Consider the following 12,722-nt stretch of genomic DNA (forward strand, 5'->3'; position numbering starts at 1 on the left):
TCAGTTGGGGCTGGTCGGCCGCCGGGTGAGTTCCGTGGCCGGGATCGACGGGAGCTTAGCGATCACCGCGGTCTCGGCGCGCAGCATTTTCAGCTCCGCCGCCAGCCGGGCCGCCGTGTCCGGGGCCTCCAGCAGCCGCTGCTTGGCCGGGGTGTCCAGCACCGTCGCGGCCGCCACCAGATAGGACAGCACCGACGGCTCGCCGGGCAGGTCCGCCTCACCGTTCAGCGAGCGCTCGCGCGCCCCCGCCAGCCGCTTCTGGTAGGCCCGGAAGGCCCGCACGACACCGGAGGCGAGCGCGCCCGCCTCCTCGCCCTGCTCCTCCTCGATGCTCTCCACCTCACCCGTCAGATACGGGCCCGAGGCGTCGACGGACAGCAGCCGGAAACGGGTGGTGCCGGTGGCCAGCACCTCGTACGTGCCGTTCTCGCGCTCGCGGATCGTCGCCGCGTCCGCCGTGCAGCCCACCAGGTGGAACGCCTTGATCGGGTCGGCGCCGAAGCCGGAGGCCGGTCCCGGCTCCGGCCGGGCGCCCTCGGGCAGGCCGGGCGCGCTGGGCGCGACCTCGCTGCCGTCGCGGATGGCGACGACGCCGAAGCGGCGCGGCTCGTCCTCCGGCAGCGCCGACAGATCGCGCATCAGCGCGCGGTACCGCTGCTCGAAGACGTTCAGCGGGAGGACGAGTCCCGGGAACAGCACCGAGTTCAGCGGGAAGAGCGGAAGGCGCGCGGTGGTCACAGCCGGTAAGCCTAATGGCCCCGGAAGGCGGCGAACGCGGACGGGTTTTCCGCGGACCGCGGTTTCACTGACGGCGCAGCAATCGGGAGGCACCGGCGGCGACCGTGGTGGCCAGCACCCAGCCGAGCAGGATCAAGGCCGTCACCACCCACTGGGCGGCCCCGGTGGGTTTCCAGAAATTGCCCTGCCCCAGGTCGATGACCGGCAGCAGCAGATCCAGGGTGTACAGCACGGGGCTCCAGTCCGGCCCCTCGCCCTCCTTCAGGGGCGCCACCGGGCGCCATGTGAAATACACCGTGCCCAGCGCCCACAGCACCGCCATCCACACCGCGGCCCGCCCGGGGCGGTAGCCGTACGCCACCGTCCAGTCCTGGAGGTAGCCCCACGCCTTGCCCGCCAGCGGCAGCGTCTCGCGTCTGCGGCGCTGCTTGGCGAGCAGCACCGCGCGCGCGTCCGCGTCCTCGCCGCTGGCGCGCAGGGCACCCGCCAGCCGCTCGTACGGCTCGGGGGCGTACTCCGGGGTGGCGGCCGCCACCCACTCCAGCCGGCGGGCGAGCGGGAAGTGGCCGAGCGGTATCAGGTGCTCGTAGAAGAACCCGGCCATCACCAGGCCGCCGGGCCCCGGCCAGCTGTCCGCCCGGTCGACCAGATTGGCCACCCGCGCCCCCGACAGCACTACCCGTCCGCGCTGCTGCCGCTCCCCGAGGAAGCGCAGCTCCGGCGTCTGGACGCGGCGCAGGGAAAGCTCCTGGTCCGCTTCCATCACGAAGCGGGCCTGGCTGAGGTCCACCGCGTCGCCGAACCGCCCGTCGTCGAGCCGCACCCCGCCCTGGCACTCGAAGCTCTGCAGCCGGGTGCCGTGCTCGGGGGTGTTGGTGATGCCGTACGGGGGAGTGGCGCCGGCGAAGGGCGAGCCGCTGACGCCGGCCGCCGTCAGATACAGGGTGCGCTCCACGGTCAGCTGCGGGGCGTTGAAGGCCCGCCGCCCGAAGGGGTTGTTCAGCGAGCTGCCGCGCAGGCTCAGCGAGGCGCCTATCTTCGCGCCGCGCATGCTCAGCTCCCCGTCGGAGCGCATCATCTCGGCCTGGAGGTCCTGCCCGACGGTCATCCCGTCGGCGGCGATGGACAGCCCGCGCCGGTCGCGGCGCACCATCAGCTGGTTGAGCAGCAGATCCGACCCGATGTGCGCGTCCGTCAGCCGGATGCCGCTCGGGATGACACAGCGCGGCAGATGCAGATCGCCCTCGGTGGTCAGCCGGGCGGCCTCCAGCCGGGGGAGCGCGCAGCCGACCAGCCGCAGGGTGGTGAAACGGCTCTCCGGTAACAGGATCTGCTGCTCGAAGCGGCAATTGTGCATCTCGACATACGGGACGACCGTCCCGCCCGAGAGGTCCAGCGTGCCGGTGACGTGCACACCGTTGAGCTTCAGGGCGCAGACCCGCCCCGGCTGGGCGGGCGGGCCGTCCAGGAGCAGCAGGGCGACGACCCGGGCGCGCACACTGCGCTCGGGCCCCCAGGTGTGCGGGCCGGTCGGGTCGTTGCGCTCGGGATAGGGGGTGCGCAGATCGTGGGTGCTGCCATTGCGGAACGCCTGCCACATGCCCCACTCGGCGGTGGTGAGATCGAGCCCGGTGGGCGGTTCGCCGTCACGTGGCTCGGTCACGGCCGTTTCCCTCCCGTCACCTGTACCACTTGTACAGGTCCCCATTCCCGCTCTGTGCCCGCTTGAACGCCGATAGTGATGATCAACTGTTCTTCGGGCACCCGTCAACGGCGAACGGCCGCGACGCGACGTATCACTGAGTGGTACGGCGCGCCATGTGTCGGGACGGGTCTGAGACAATTGGCGGTGTGATCTCCCGAATCGATCTGCGCGGTGCCGCCTCGGGCGTCGACCGCGACCTGCTGCCCCGAGCCGAACTCGACGTCGAGGCCGCCCTGGAAAAGGTGCGGCCCATCTGCGAGGACGTGCATCATCGCGGCACCGCGGCCCTGATCGACTACGCGGAGCGGTTCGACGGCGTCCGGATCGACCGGGTGCGCGTCGCCCCCGAGGAGATCACCGGCGCCCTGGAGCGGCTGGATCCGGCCGTACGGGCCGCGCTGGAGGAGTCCATCCGCCGCGCCCGCATCGTCCACCGCGAGCAGCGGCGCACCGACAAGACGGTCAAGGTCGTCCCCGGCGGCACCGTCACCGAGCGCTGGGTGCCCGTCGAGCGCGTCGGGCTGTACGTGCCCGGCGGCAACGCCGTCTACCCCTCGTCCGTCGTGATGAACGTCGTCCCCGCACAGGAGGCCGGCGTCTCCTCGCTCGCCGTCTCCTCACCGCCGCAGAAGGACCACGGCGGTCTGCCGCACCCCACGATCCTCGCCGCCTGCGCCCTCCTCGGCGTCGACGAGGTCTACGCCGCCGGTGGCGCCCAGGCGATCGCCATGTTCGCCTACGGCACCGACGAGTGCCGTCCCGCGCAGCTGGTCACCGGCCCCGGAAACATCTGGGTCGCCGCCGCCAAGCGCCTGCTCAAGGGCCGCATCGGCATCGACGCCGAGGCCGGCCCGACCGAGATCGCGATCCTCGCCGACGACACCGCCGACGCGGCGCACGTCGCCGCCGACCTGATCAGCCAGGCCGAGCACGACGTGCTGGCCGCCGCCGTCCTCGTCACGCCCTCCGAGGCGCTCGCCGAGGCCGTCGAGGCCGAGCTGAAGACCCAGGTCGCCGCCACCAAGCACCAGGAGCGGATCACCGAGGCGCTCGCCGGACGCCAGTCCGGCATCGTCCTCGTCGACGACCTCGACCAGGGCCTCGCCGTCGTCGACGCCTACGCGGCCGAGCACCTGGAGATCCAGACCGAGAACGCCGCCGACGTCGCCGCCCGGGTGCGCAACGCCGGAGCGATCTTCGTCGGCCCGTACGCGCCGGTCTCCCTCGGCGACTACTGCGCCGGCTCCAACCACGTACTGCCCACCGGTGGCTGCGCCTGCCACTCCTCCGGCCTGTCCGTGCAGTCCTTCCTGCGCGGCATCCACGTCGTCGACTACACCCGCGACGCGCTCGCCGAGGTCGCCCACCACGTGGTCACCCTCGCCGAGGCCGAGGACCTGCCCGCACACGGAGCCGCGCTCAAGGCGCGGTTCGGCTGGAAGGTACCGAAGTAAGTGACCGGCAACCCCACCACGTCCCCCTGGGACGACCTCCCCGTCCGGGACGAACTGCGCGGCAAGTCCCCCTACGGGGCGCCCCAGCTCGACGTGCCCGTCCGCCTGAACACCAACGAGAACCCCTACCCGCTGCCCGAGCCCCTCGTCGCCCGCATCGCCGAGCGCGTCACCGAGGCGGCCCGGCACCTCAACCGCTACCCCGACCGGGACGCGGTAGAGCTCCGCACCGAGCTGGCGAAGTACCTCACCCGCACCGCCGGACACGAGGTCGGCCCCGCCAACGTGTGGGCGGCCAACGGCTCCAACGAGGTCCTGCAGCAGCTGCTCCAGACCTTCGGCGGCCCCGGCCGCACCGCGATGGGCTTCGAGCCCTCGTACTCCATGCACGCCCTGATCTCGCGCGGCACCGGCACCGGCTGGATCGCCGGCCCGCGCACCGCCGACTTCACCATCGACGTCGACGCGGCCGTCCGGGCCATCGGCGAGCAGCGGCCCGACGTGGTCTTCATCTGCTCCCCGAACAACCCCACCGGCACCGCCGTCGACGCCGACACCGTCCTGCGGCTGTACGAGGCCGCGCAGGCGGCGAAGCCCTCGATGGTGGTCGTGGACGAGGCGTACGGCGAGTTCAGCCACCACCCCTCGCTGCTGCCGCTCATCGAGGGCCGCCCCCACCTCGTCGTCTCCCGGACCATGTCCAAGGCCTTCGGCGCGGCCGGGCTGCGCCTGGGCTATCTGGCCGCCCACCCCGCCGTGGTCGACGCCGTCCAGCTCGTCCGACTGCCGTACCACCTGTCGTCCGTCACCCAGGCCACCGCGCTCGCGGCCCTGGAGCACACCGATACGCTGCTCGGCTACGTCGAACAGCTCAAGTCCGAGCGGGACCGCATCGTCACCGAGCTGCGCGCGACCGGCTGCGAGGTGACGGAGTCCGACGCCAATTTCGTGCAGTTCGGACGCTTCGAGGACAGCCACGCGGCGTGGCGGGCCATCCTCGACCACGGTGTCCTGGTCCGGGACAACGGCGTACCGGGCTGGCTGCGGGTCACCGCGGGCACCCCGGCGGAGAACGACGCGTTCCTCGACGCGGTACGTGCCATTCGCAAGGAGATCAACCGATGAACCGCGTGGGCCGCACTGAGCGCACCACCAAGGAGACGTCCGTGCTCGTCGAGATCGATCTCGACGGGACGGGGCAGGTCGACGTGTCGACAGGCGTCGGCTTCTTCGACCACATGCTCGACCAGCTCGGCCGGCACGGCCTCTTCGACCTCCGGGTCAAGACCGACGGCGATCTGCACATCGACACCCACCACACCATCGAGGACACCGCCCTCGCGCTCGGTGCCGCCTTCAAGCAGGCGCTCGGCGACAAGGTGGGCATCTACCGGTTCGGCAACTGCACCGTCCCGCTGGACGAGTCCCTCGCCCAGGTCACCGTGGACCTCTCCGGTCGCCCGTACCTCGTGCACACCGAGCCCGAGAACATGGCACCGATGATCGGCGCCTACGACACGACGATGACCCGGCACATCCTGGAGTCCTTCGTCGCGCAGGCCCAGATCGCCCTGCACGTCCACGTGCCGTACGGGCGCAACGCCCACCACATCGTGGAGTGCCAGTTCAAGGCCCTCGCCCGCGCCCTGCGCTACGCCAGCGAGCGCGATACACGCGCAGCTGGAATTCTCCCGTCTACGAAGGGCGCCCTGTGAACGGCCTGTCCACCATCCTGATCGTCGTGGGCCTGTTCCTCGTCGGCGGGATCATCTCCTTCGCCAAGCAGGGCATGCCCAAGGGCCTGATCGTGCTGCTCGGTATAGCGTCCGCGATGTGTCTGGTGGCCGGTGTGCTGCGACTGCAGGGGGTCTGGGAATGAGCGACCGCAAGAAGGTCGTCGTCTTCGACTACGGATTCGGCAACGTCCGCTCCGCCGAGCGTGCCCTCGCGCACGTCGGTGCCGATGTGGAGATCACCCGCGACTACGACCGGGCGATGACCGCCGACGGGCTGCTCGTCCCGGGTGTCGGCGCGTTCGACGCCTGCATGAAGGGTCTGCGCGCCGCCCGCGGCGACTGGATCGTCGGGCGCCGGCTGTCCGGCGGCCGGCCCGTGATGGGCATCTGCGTCGGCATGCAGATCCTCTTCGAGCGCGGCATCGAGCACGGCGTCGAGACCGAGGGCCTGGACGAGTGGCCCGGCACGGTCGAGCCGCTCAAGGCCCCCGTCGTGCCGCACATGGGCTGGAACACCGTCACCCCGGCGGCGGACTCCCGGCTCTTCGCGGGCCTCGACGCCGACACCCGCTACTACTTCGTGCACTCCTACGCGGTGCGCGAGTGGGGCTTCGAGATCACCGCGGACCACATCCGGCCGCCCCAGGTCACCTGGGCCACCCATGGCGAGCCGTTCATCGCCGCGGTGGAGAACGGACCGCTGTGCGCGACCCAGTTCCATCCCGAGAAGTCCGGCGACGCCGGCGCCCAGTTGCTGACCAACTGGCTCGCCACCCTCTAGCCCTCTCGACCCTGCTATCTAGGAACATGCCTTGAGCGCCAACCGCCTCGAACTCCTCCCCGCCGTCGACGTCCGTGACGGCCAGGCCGTCCGCCTCGTCCATGGCGAGTCCGGCTCCGAGACGTCGTACGGCGACCCGCTGTCCGCTGCCCTCGCCTGGCAGCGGGCGGGCGCCGAGTGGCTGCATCTGGTGGACCTGGACGCCGCCTTCGGCACCGGCGACAACCGTGCGCAGGTCGCCGAGGTCGCCCGTTCGATGGACATCAAGGTCGAGCTGTCCGGCGGCATCCGTGACGACGCCTCGCTGGCCGCCGCCCTCGCCACCGGCTGCACCCGCGTCAACCTCGGCACCGCCGCCCTGGAGAGCCCCGAGTGGGTCGCCAAGGTCATCGCCGAGCACGGCGACAAGATCGCCGTCGGCCTGGACGTCCGGGGCACCACCCTGCGCGGCCGCGGCTGGACCCGCGACGGCGGCGACCTGTACGAGACCCTCGCCCGTCTGGACGCCGAGGGCTGCGCCCGCTACGTCGTGACCGACATCGCCAAGGACGGCACCCTCCAGGGCCCCAACCTGGAGCTGCTCCGGGGCGTCTGCGCGGTCACCGACAAGCCGGTCGTCGCCTCCGGTGGTGTTTCGTCCCTTGACGATCTGCGGGCGATCGCCACTCTGGTACCGGAGGGTGTCGAAGGTGCCATCGTCGGCAAGGCTCTCTACGCCAAGGCGTTCACCTTGGAAGAAGCCCTGGAGGCAGTTTCCGTATGACCGAATCCCCAGCCCCGCGGCGCGTGCAGACAGACAGCTCCTGGGAGGAGTCGATCGGCTTCGCACGTGCCGTGGCGGCGGGGGACCGGGTCCTCGTCGCCGGGACGATGCCGCTGGTGCACGGCGTCCTGCAGGGCGAGGGCGATCCGTACGAACAGACGCTCGCGGCCTTCGGCAACGCGCTCGCCGCGCTGCGCGAGTTCGGCCTCGGCGTCGAGTCCGTCATCCGCACCCGCATGTATCTGACCCACGCGCGTGACGTGGACGCGGTCGGCCGCGCCCACAAGGAACTCTTCGACGCCGTACGGCCCGTGGCGACCCTCGCCGTGGTCTCCGGCTTCGTCGACTCGCGCGTCCTGGTCGAAGTAGAAGTAGAAGCTTACCGAGGAGCATCGAGCACATGACCCTGGCGGTCCGAGTCATCCCCTGCCTGGACGTGGACAACGGCCGGGTCGTCAAGGGCGTCAACTTTCAGAATCTGCGCGACGCGGGCGACCCCGTCGAGATGGCCAAGATCTACGGCCGGGAGGGCGCCGACGAGCTGACCTTCCTCGACATCACCGCCTCCTCCGGCAACCGCGAGACCACCTACGACGTGGTGCGCCGCACGGCCGAGCAGGTCTTCATCCCGCTGACCGTGGGCGGCGGCGTCCGCACCCCCGGCGACGTCGACAAGCTGCTGCGGGCCGGCGCCGACAAGGTCGGGGTCAACACGGCGGCCATCGAGCGGCCCGAGCTGATCCGGGAGATCGCGGAGCGCTTCGGCCGCCAGGTGCTGGTGCTGTCCGTGGACGCCCGCCGCACCCCGTCCGGCAGCTTCGAGGTCACCACGCACGGCGGCCGGCGCGGCACGGGCATGGACGCCGTGGAGTGGGCGCACCGGGCGGCCGAGCTGGGCGCCGGCGAGATCCTGCTGAACTCGATGGACGCCGACGGCACGCAGGGCGGCTACGACACCGAAATGATCACGGCGGTGCGCCGGCACGTCACGGTCCCCGTGATCGCCAGCGGCGGCGCCGGCAAGCTCGCGGACTTCGCCCCGGCCATCGAGGCGGGCGCGGACGCGGTCCTGGCCGCGTCGGTCTTCCACTTCGGCACGCTGCGCATCCCGGAGGTCAAGACGGCCCTCCAGGAGGCGGGTCACCCAGTGCGCTAGGTGCGGCCGCCTTCGTCCTCAATCGCCGGCGGTCAAGCCCGTCCGGCGATTGAGGACAGGGTCCGGGGCGGAGCCCCGGTCTCGGGAAGGGGGCGGGTAGGGGAAAGCCGCTCGCTGAGCCACGAAGATCCGCCGGGCAGGCGCTAGTCCCGGATCAGCAGGACCACCGCCCCCGCCACCAGCGCCAACGCGATCGCCGCCACCCCGTACGCCAGCCGGTTCGCCCGTAGTACCGGCAAGTAGTGGTCGGCCGCGTACCGGCCCGGCCCCGTCAGTGCGAGAGACGTCGCCGCCACGGCGACCAAAAGGGTGAATTCCACTCCCTTCGGGAGGAAGAATCCGCCGTCCCAGGTCACATCGAGCGCATTGATCATCGTGCCCAGCACGGCGGCGGCCGCCAGCGGTGTGAGCAGGCCGAGGGCGAGCCCCAGACCGCCGAGCGTCTCGCTGAGCCCGGCGATGAAGGCCATGGCCTTGGGGGCGGGATAGCCGTAAGCGCCGAAGAACTGCGCCGTCCCGTCGATACCGGGCCCGCCGAACCAGCCGAAGAGCTTCTGCGTGCCGTGCCCCACCATGATGATGCCGAGCATGAGGCGCAGCAGCAGGAGCCCCAGCGAGACGCCGGTGGGTGGCAGTGCGCCCGCGTGGTCGCCGAGAATGCGGGTTCTGCTGGGGAAAGTCATGGTGGGAACCTTTCTCCGAGGCGGTGTCCGGGCCGGCCCCCGAGCCCTCAGATTCCCAGTTTCGCCTCGAGCAGTTCCGTCTGCGCGTCCTTGTCGCCCTCCAGCCCGACCCGGGCGGCGCCCTGGCGGCCGAAGACGAACAGGGTCAGCTCGCCCGGCTCCCCGGTGACCGTGACCACCGGGGTGCCGCGGTGCGCCACGGCCGTACGGCCGTCGGGCCGGCGCAGCACCAGGCCCACCGGTGACCGGCGGCCCAGCATCCGCGCCATCCGCTCGATCCGGCTCCACAGCGCGTCCGAGAAGACCGGGTCGAGCACCCGCGGCGTCCACTCCGACTGCGCGCGGCGGACGTCCTCGGTGTGCACGTAGAACTCGACGGTGTTGGCCGCCTCGTCGACCTGCTTGAGGGCGTACGGCGACAGGCGCGGCGGGCCCGTACGGATCAGCTGGAGCAACTCCTCGTACGGCTTCGCGGCGAACTCGGCCTGCACCCGCGCCAAGCGGGCGGCCAGCGGCTTGAGCACCAGGCCCGCCGCCGCGTCGGAGCGGCGCTCACGGACCACGACGTGCGCCGCGAGATCACGGGTCCGCCAGCCGTCGCAGAGCGTCGGAGCGTACGGCCCCGCCGTCTCCAACAGATCGGCGAGGAGGAGGCGTTCGCGCTGAGCGTGGGTTGACATGCCGTCAGCCTACGACCGTCACCTCGGCAGTGCCATGGCGCCGCGCCTGCCCCCGTGCCCCCATCGGCCCCTACTCCGGCAGCGGTGCGGTCAGTTTCGCGCCACCCCGGGTGTTGCTGAGGGTGATCGTGCAGGACAGCTGGTTCTGGCCGCGGTCGTAGGTCGTCTTGGCGGGCATCAGTGTGTACGAGTAGTACCGGCGGCCGTCGGCTATGGAGCGCACGCGCTTCTCCGCCTCGGTGTTGCACAGCTCAACGGCCTTCTCCTGGATGTCCCGCTGCGTCGCGAACGTGCCCGTCAGGGTCTCGTTGGCCACCACCTCGCCGTCGTGCGAGCTGTCGCACGACCGCGTCTCCACCCTGGTGACCGTGCTGCTGAGCGCCGGGTGGTCGTAGCACTGGCCGGGCTTGAGGACCACGTACGGAACCATGTTCGGCAGGGACGGCGTGCTCGGGTCGGCCGACCTGCCGCCGTCCACCGCGCCGCCCTCGCCCGGGGAGAGACCCGTGGAATCCTGGGACGCCGAAGGGGCCGCCGACGGTGAGGCACTCGGCGAGGACGTCCCCCGCGCGGCCGGCTTGTCGTCCCCGTCGCCGCTCTGCGAGAGGATCACACCACCGACGGCCAGCCCCACCACCAGCACCGACACGACCACGATCGCGGCGACCTTCGCGCCGTTGCCACCCGAAGGCGGCGGGGGCGGCGGCATGGGAGGCGCGAACTGCCCGTACTGCTGGCCGAACCCCGGCTGACCGCCGTACGGCTGCTGGGCGCCGTACCCCTGCTGCCCGTACTGCGGGCCCGGCTGACCGGGCGCCCCCTGCGGGCTCTGCTGCCCGTAGGGCTGGCCGAAACTCTGCGGTGGGCCGAATCCACCGCCGTCACCGGGCGATCGGGGTGTGTTCGGCGGAGGCGGAGAGGTCATGGGCGAAGCATGCCGCATGCCACTGACAGCCCGGCCAGTGGGTTACGGCAACCCCACCGGCCCGAAGCGGCAGAATGGCCACATGACCGGCAACGCCCTCCCCAGCACCCCCGACGCCCCCCGCCCTCCCGGCGCACCTTCCGGATCCGGCCGCCTGGACCCCGCCATCGCCGCCCGCCTCAAGCGCGACGCCGACGGACTGGTCCCCGCCATCGCCCAGCAGTACGACACCGGCGAGGTCCTCATGCTCGGCTGGATGGACGACGAGGCGCTCCACCGCACCCTCACCACCGGCCGCTGCACCTACTGGAGCCGCAGCCGCCGCGAGTACTGGGTCAAGGGCGACACCTCCGGACACGTACAGCACGTCAAGTCCGTTGCCCTGGACTGCGACGCGGACACCCTCCTCGTCAAGGTCGACCAGGTCGGCGCCGCCTGCCACACCGGTGACCGCACCTGTTTCGATGCCGACGTCCTGCCCCTGGGCAAGTAGGCTCCGCTGCCATGGCTGCCACGACCTCAGGCGTCCCGGCCCCCCGCGCCGCGACCACGGGTACCACCACGCCCGACGCCGACACCTTCCGCACGCTCGCGAAGGACCGTCGGGTCATCCCGGTCACCCGACGCTTCCTCGCCGACGGCGACACGCCCGTCGGCCTCTACCGCAAGCTGGCGGCCGAACGGCCCGGCACCTTCCTGCTGGAGTCCGCCGAGAACGGCCGCACCTGGTCCCGCTACTCCTTCGTCGGCGTCCGCAGCGACGCCACCCTCACCGTCCGCGACGGGCAGACCCACTGGCTCGGCACCCCACCCGTCGGCGTCCCCACCGAGGGCGACCCGCTGGAGGCGCTGCGCGACACCGTGGCCACCCTGCACACCCCGCGCGACCTCATAGAGGGTTCCGGGCTGCCGCCCTTCACCGGCGGCATGGTGGGCTACCTCGGCTACGACATCGTCCGCCGCCTCGAGAAGATCGGCGAGCACGGCGAGGACACCCTCGGGCTGCCCGAGCTCACGATGCTGCTCACCTCGGACCTCGCGGTGCTCGACCACTGGAACGGCACCGTGCTGCTGATCGCCAACGCGATCAACCACAACGACCTCGACACCGGCATCGACGAGGCCTACGCCGACGCCGTCGCCCGGCTCGACGCGATGGCCGCCGACCTCCACCGGCCCACGCCCACCGCCCCCACCGTCCTGCCGCCCTCCGAACTCCCCGAGTACACCGCCCGCTGGGGCGGCGCCGACTACCGGGCGGCCGTCGAGGACATCAAGGAGCGCATCCGCGCGGGCGAGGCCTTCCAGGTCGTGCCCTCCCAGCGCTTCGAGACCCCCTGCACCGCCTCCGCCCTCGACGTCTACCGGGTCCTGCGGGCCACCAACCCCAGCCCGTACATGTACCTGTTCCGGTTCCCCCACGAGGACGGCGGCGCGTTCGACGTCGTCGGTTCCAGCCCCGAAGCGCTCGTCAAGGTCGAGGACGGGCACGCCATGGTGCACCCCATCGCGGGCACCCGCCCGCGCGGGGCGAGCCCGCAGGCCGATGCCGCGCTCGGTGACGAACTCCTCGGCGACCCCAAGGAGCGCGCCGAGCACCTGATGCTCGTCGACCTCGGCCGCAACGACCTCGGCCGGGTCTGCGAGCCCGGCAGCGTCGAGGTCGTCGACTTCATGTCGATCGAGCGCTACAGCCATGTGATGCACATCGTCTCCACGGTCACCGGACGCCTCGCCGCCGGCCGTACCGCCTTCGACGTGCTCACCGCCTGTTTCCCCGCCGGCACCCTCTCCGGCGCGCCCAAACCGCGCGCCATGCAGATCATCGAGGAGCTGGAGCCCGCCCGCCGCGGGCTGTACGGGGGCTGCGTCGGCTACCTCGACTTCGCGGGCGACTCCGACACCGCCATCGCCATCCGCACGGCGCTGCTGCGCGACGGCACCGCCTACGTCCAGGCGGGCGCGGGCGTGGTCGCCGACTCCGACCCCGCCGCCGAGGACGCCGAGTGCCGGAACAAGGCCGCGGCCGTGCTCCGCGCCGTCCACACCGCCAACCGGCTCGCCTCCGGCTAGGGGTCCGGCGGATCTTCGGCCTGCGGGC

Annotated in this window: 15 protein-coding genes; 10 read left to right on the forward strand and 5 right to left on the reverse strand. The window is 71.8% G+C overall.

All coding sequences use genetic code 11. The features are described from left to right. On the reverse strand, positions 1 to 738 hold the full coding sequence (locus tag FHS38_RS03910; RefSeq protein WP_184730610.1) for an LON peptidase substrate-binding domain-containing protein: 738 nt from the start codon (positions 736 to 738) through the stop codon (positions 1 to 3). A 64-nt stretch (positions 739 to 802) separates the two neighbouring features. After that, complete coding sequence (locus tag FHS38_RS03915) at positions 803 to 2,401, reverse strand: oxidoreductase (RefSeq protein ID WP_184730612.1); 1,599 nt, start codon at positions 2,399 to 2,401, stop codon at positions 803 to 805. A gap of 188 nt (positions 2,402 to 2,589) precedes the next feature. Here FHS38_RS03915 and hisD point away from each other — a divergent pair, with 188 nt between their 5' ends. Genes hisD through hisF form a run of 8 tightly spaced genes read left to right on the forward strand, consistent with a single transcriptional unit; the run spans position 2,590 to position 8,333 of the window. Then, positions 2,590 to 3,897 (forward strand): histidinol dehydrogenase, encoded by a 1,308-nt coding sequence (hisD, locus tag FHS38_RS03920; protein WP_184730614.1) that lies wholly within the window; start codon positions 2,590 to 2,592, stop codon positions 3,895 to 3,897. Then, positions 3,898 to 5,022 carry a histidinol-phosphate transaminase gene (locus FHS38_RS03925; RefSeq protein WP_184730616.1) on the forward strand — a complete coding sequence of 375 codons (1,125 nt, stop codon included), beginning with the start codon at positions 3,898 to 3,900 and terminating at the stop codon, positions 5,020 to 5,022. Continuing rightward, entirely contained in the window at positions 5,019 to 5,612 is a 594-nt protein-coding gene (gene hisB, locus FHS38_RS03930; protein WP_184730618.1) for an imidazoleglycerol-phosphate dehydratase HisB, read from the forward strand. Before FHS38_RS03925 ends, hisB begins: the two co-directional genes overlap by 4 nt. Beyond that, positions 5,609 to 5,776: a CG2302 family histidine operon protein gene (locus FHS38_RS03935; protein WP_165451513.1), complete on the forward strand. Its 168-nt coding sequence runs from the start codon at positions 5,609 to 5,611 to the stop codon at positions 5,774 to 5,776. The genes hisB and FHS38_RS03935 overlap by 4 nt, the downstream gene beginning before the upstream one ends. Then, positions 5,773 to 6,414 (forward strand): imidazole glycerol phosphate synthase subunit HisH, encoded by a 642-nt coding sequence (gene hisH / locus FHS38_RS03940; protein ID WP_184730620.1) that lies wholly within the window; start codon positions 5,773 to 5,775, stop codon positions 6,412 to 6,414. The genes FHS38_RS03935 and hisH overlap by 4 nt, the downstream gene beginning before the upstream one ends. 31 nt (positions 6,415 to 6,445) lie before the next feature. Further along, positions 6,446 to 7,177 carry a bifunctional 1-(5-phosphoribosyl)-5-((5-phosphoribosylamino)methylideneamino)imidazole-4-carboxamide isomerase/phosphoribosylanthranilate isomerase PriA gene (gene priA, locus FHS38_RS03945; protein WP_184730622.1) on the forward strand — a complete coding sequence of 244 codons (732 nt, stop codon included), beginning with the start codon at positions 6,446 to 6,448 and terminating at the stop codon, positions 7,175 to 7,177. Then, complete coding sequence (locus tag FHS38_RS03950; protein ID WP_184730624.1) at positions 7,174 to 7,581, forward strand: RidA family protein; 408 nt, start codon at positions 7,174 to 7,176, stop codon at positions 7,579 to 7,581. The genes priA and FHS38_RS03950 overlap by 4 nt, the downstream gene beginning before the upstream one ends. After that, on the forward strand, positions 7,578 to 8,333 hold the full coding sequence (gene hisF, locus FHS38_RS03955; RefSeq protein ID WP_184730626.1) for an imidazole glycerol phosphate synthase subunit HisF: 756 nt from the start codon (positions 7,578 to 7,580) through the stop codon (positions 8,331 to 8,333). The genes FHS38_RS03950 and hisF overlap by 4 nt, the downstream gene beginning before the upstream one ends. A gap of 143 nt (positions 8,334 to 8,476) precedes the next feature. Here the strand turns inward: hisF and FHS38_RS03960 are convergent, their stop codons facing one another. The 3 genes from FHS38_RS03960 to FHS38_RS03970 form a co-directional block, all read right to left on the reverse strand. Further along, positions 8,477 to 9,016 carry a DoxX family protein gene (locus tag FHS38_RS03960; protein WP_184730627.1) on the reverse strand — a complete coding sequence of 180 codons (540 nt, stop codon included), beginning with the start codon at positions 9,014 to 9,016 and terminating at the stop codon, positions 8,477 to 8,479. A 47-nt stretch (positions 9,017 to 9,063) separates the two neighbouring features. After that, positions 9,064 to 9,696 (reverse strand): TIGR03085 family metal-binding protein, encoded by a 633-nt coding sequence (locus FHS38_RS03965; RefSeq protein WP_184730629.1) that lies wholly within the window; start codon positions 9,694 to 9,696, stop codon positions 9,064 to 9,066. Positions 9,697 to 9,766: 70 nt separating this feature from the next. Then, positions 9,767 to 10,621, reverse strand: a complete 855-nt coding sequence (locus FHS38_RS03970; protein ID WP_184730630.1) for a septum formation family protein — start codon at positions 10,619 to 10,621, stop codon at positions 9,767 to 9,769. Positions 10,622 to 10,703: 82 nt separating this feature from the next. Here FHS38_RS03970 and hisI point away from each other — a divergent pair, with 82 nt between their 5' ends. Then, positions 10,704 to 11,114, forward strand: coding sequence for a phosphoribosyl-AMP cyclohydrolase (gene hisI / locus FHS38_RS03975; RefSeq protein ID WP_229821855.1), 411 nt, complete (start codon positions 10,704 to 10,706; stop codon positions 11,112 to 11,114). A gap of 11 nt (positions 11,115 to 11,125) precedes the next feature. Continuing rightward, on the forward strand, positions 11,126 to 12,694 hold the full coding sequence (locus FHS38_RS03980) for an anthranilate synthase component I (protein ID WP_184730632.1): 1,569 nt from the start codon (positions 11,126 to 11,128) through the stop codon (positions 12,692 to 12,694). Positions 12,695 to 12,722: the final 28 nt, after the last annotated feature.

The sequence above is a fragment of the Streptomyces netropsis genome, from assembly GCF_014203545.1.
Taxonomy (GTDB): Bacteria; Actinomycetota; Actinomycetes; order Streptomycetales; family Streptomycetaceae; genus Streptomyces; species Streptomyces netropsis.

Coding starts and splice junctions, on each gene's coding strand:
- hisB (WP_184730618.1), top strand. CDS start 5,019: ATGAACCGCGTGGGCCGCACTGAGCGCACCACCAAGGAGACGTCCGTG.
- hisH (WP_184730620.1), top strand. CDS start 5,773: ATGAGCGACCGCAAGAAGGTCGTCGTCTTCGACTACGGATTCGGCAAC.
- FHS38_RS03950 (WP_184730624.1), top strand. CDS start 7,174: ATGACCGAATCCCCAGCCCCGCGGCGCGTGCAGACAGACAGCTCCTGG.
- hisF (WP_184730626.1), top strand. CDS start 7,578: ATGACCCTGGCGGTCCGAGTCATCCCCTGCCTGGACGTGGACAACGGC.
- FHS38_RS03960 (WP_184730627.1), bottom strand. CDS start 9,016: ATGACTTTCCCCAGCAGAACCCGCATTCTCGGCGACCACGCGGGCGCA.
- FHS38_RS03965 (WP_184730629.1), bottom strand. CDS start 9,696: ATGTCAACCCACGCTCAGCGCGAACGCCTCCTCCTCGCCGATCTGTTG.
- FHS38_RS03970 (WP_184730630.1), bottom strand. CDS start 10,621: ATGACCTCTCCGCCTCCGCCGAACACACCCCGATCGCCCGGTGACGGC.
- hisI (WP_229821855.1), top strand. CDS start 10,704: ATGACCGGCAACGCCCTCCCCAGCACCCCCGACGCCCCCCGCCCTCCC.
- FHS38_RS03980 (WP_184730632.1), top strand. CDS start 11,126: ATGGCTGCCACGACCTCAGGCGTCCCGGCCCCCCGCGCCGCGACCACG.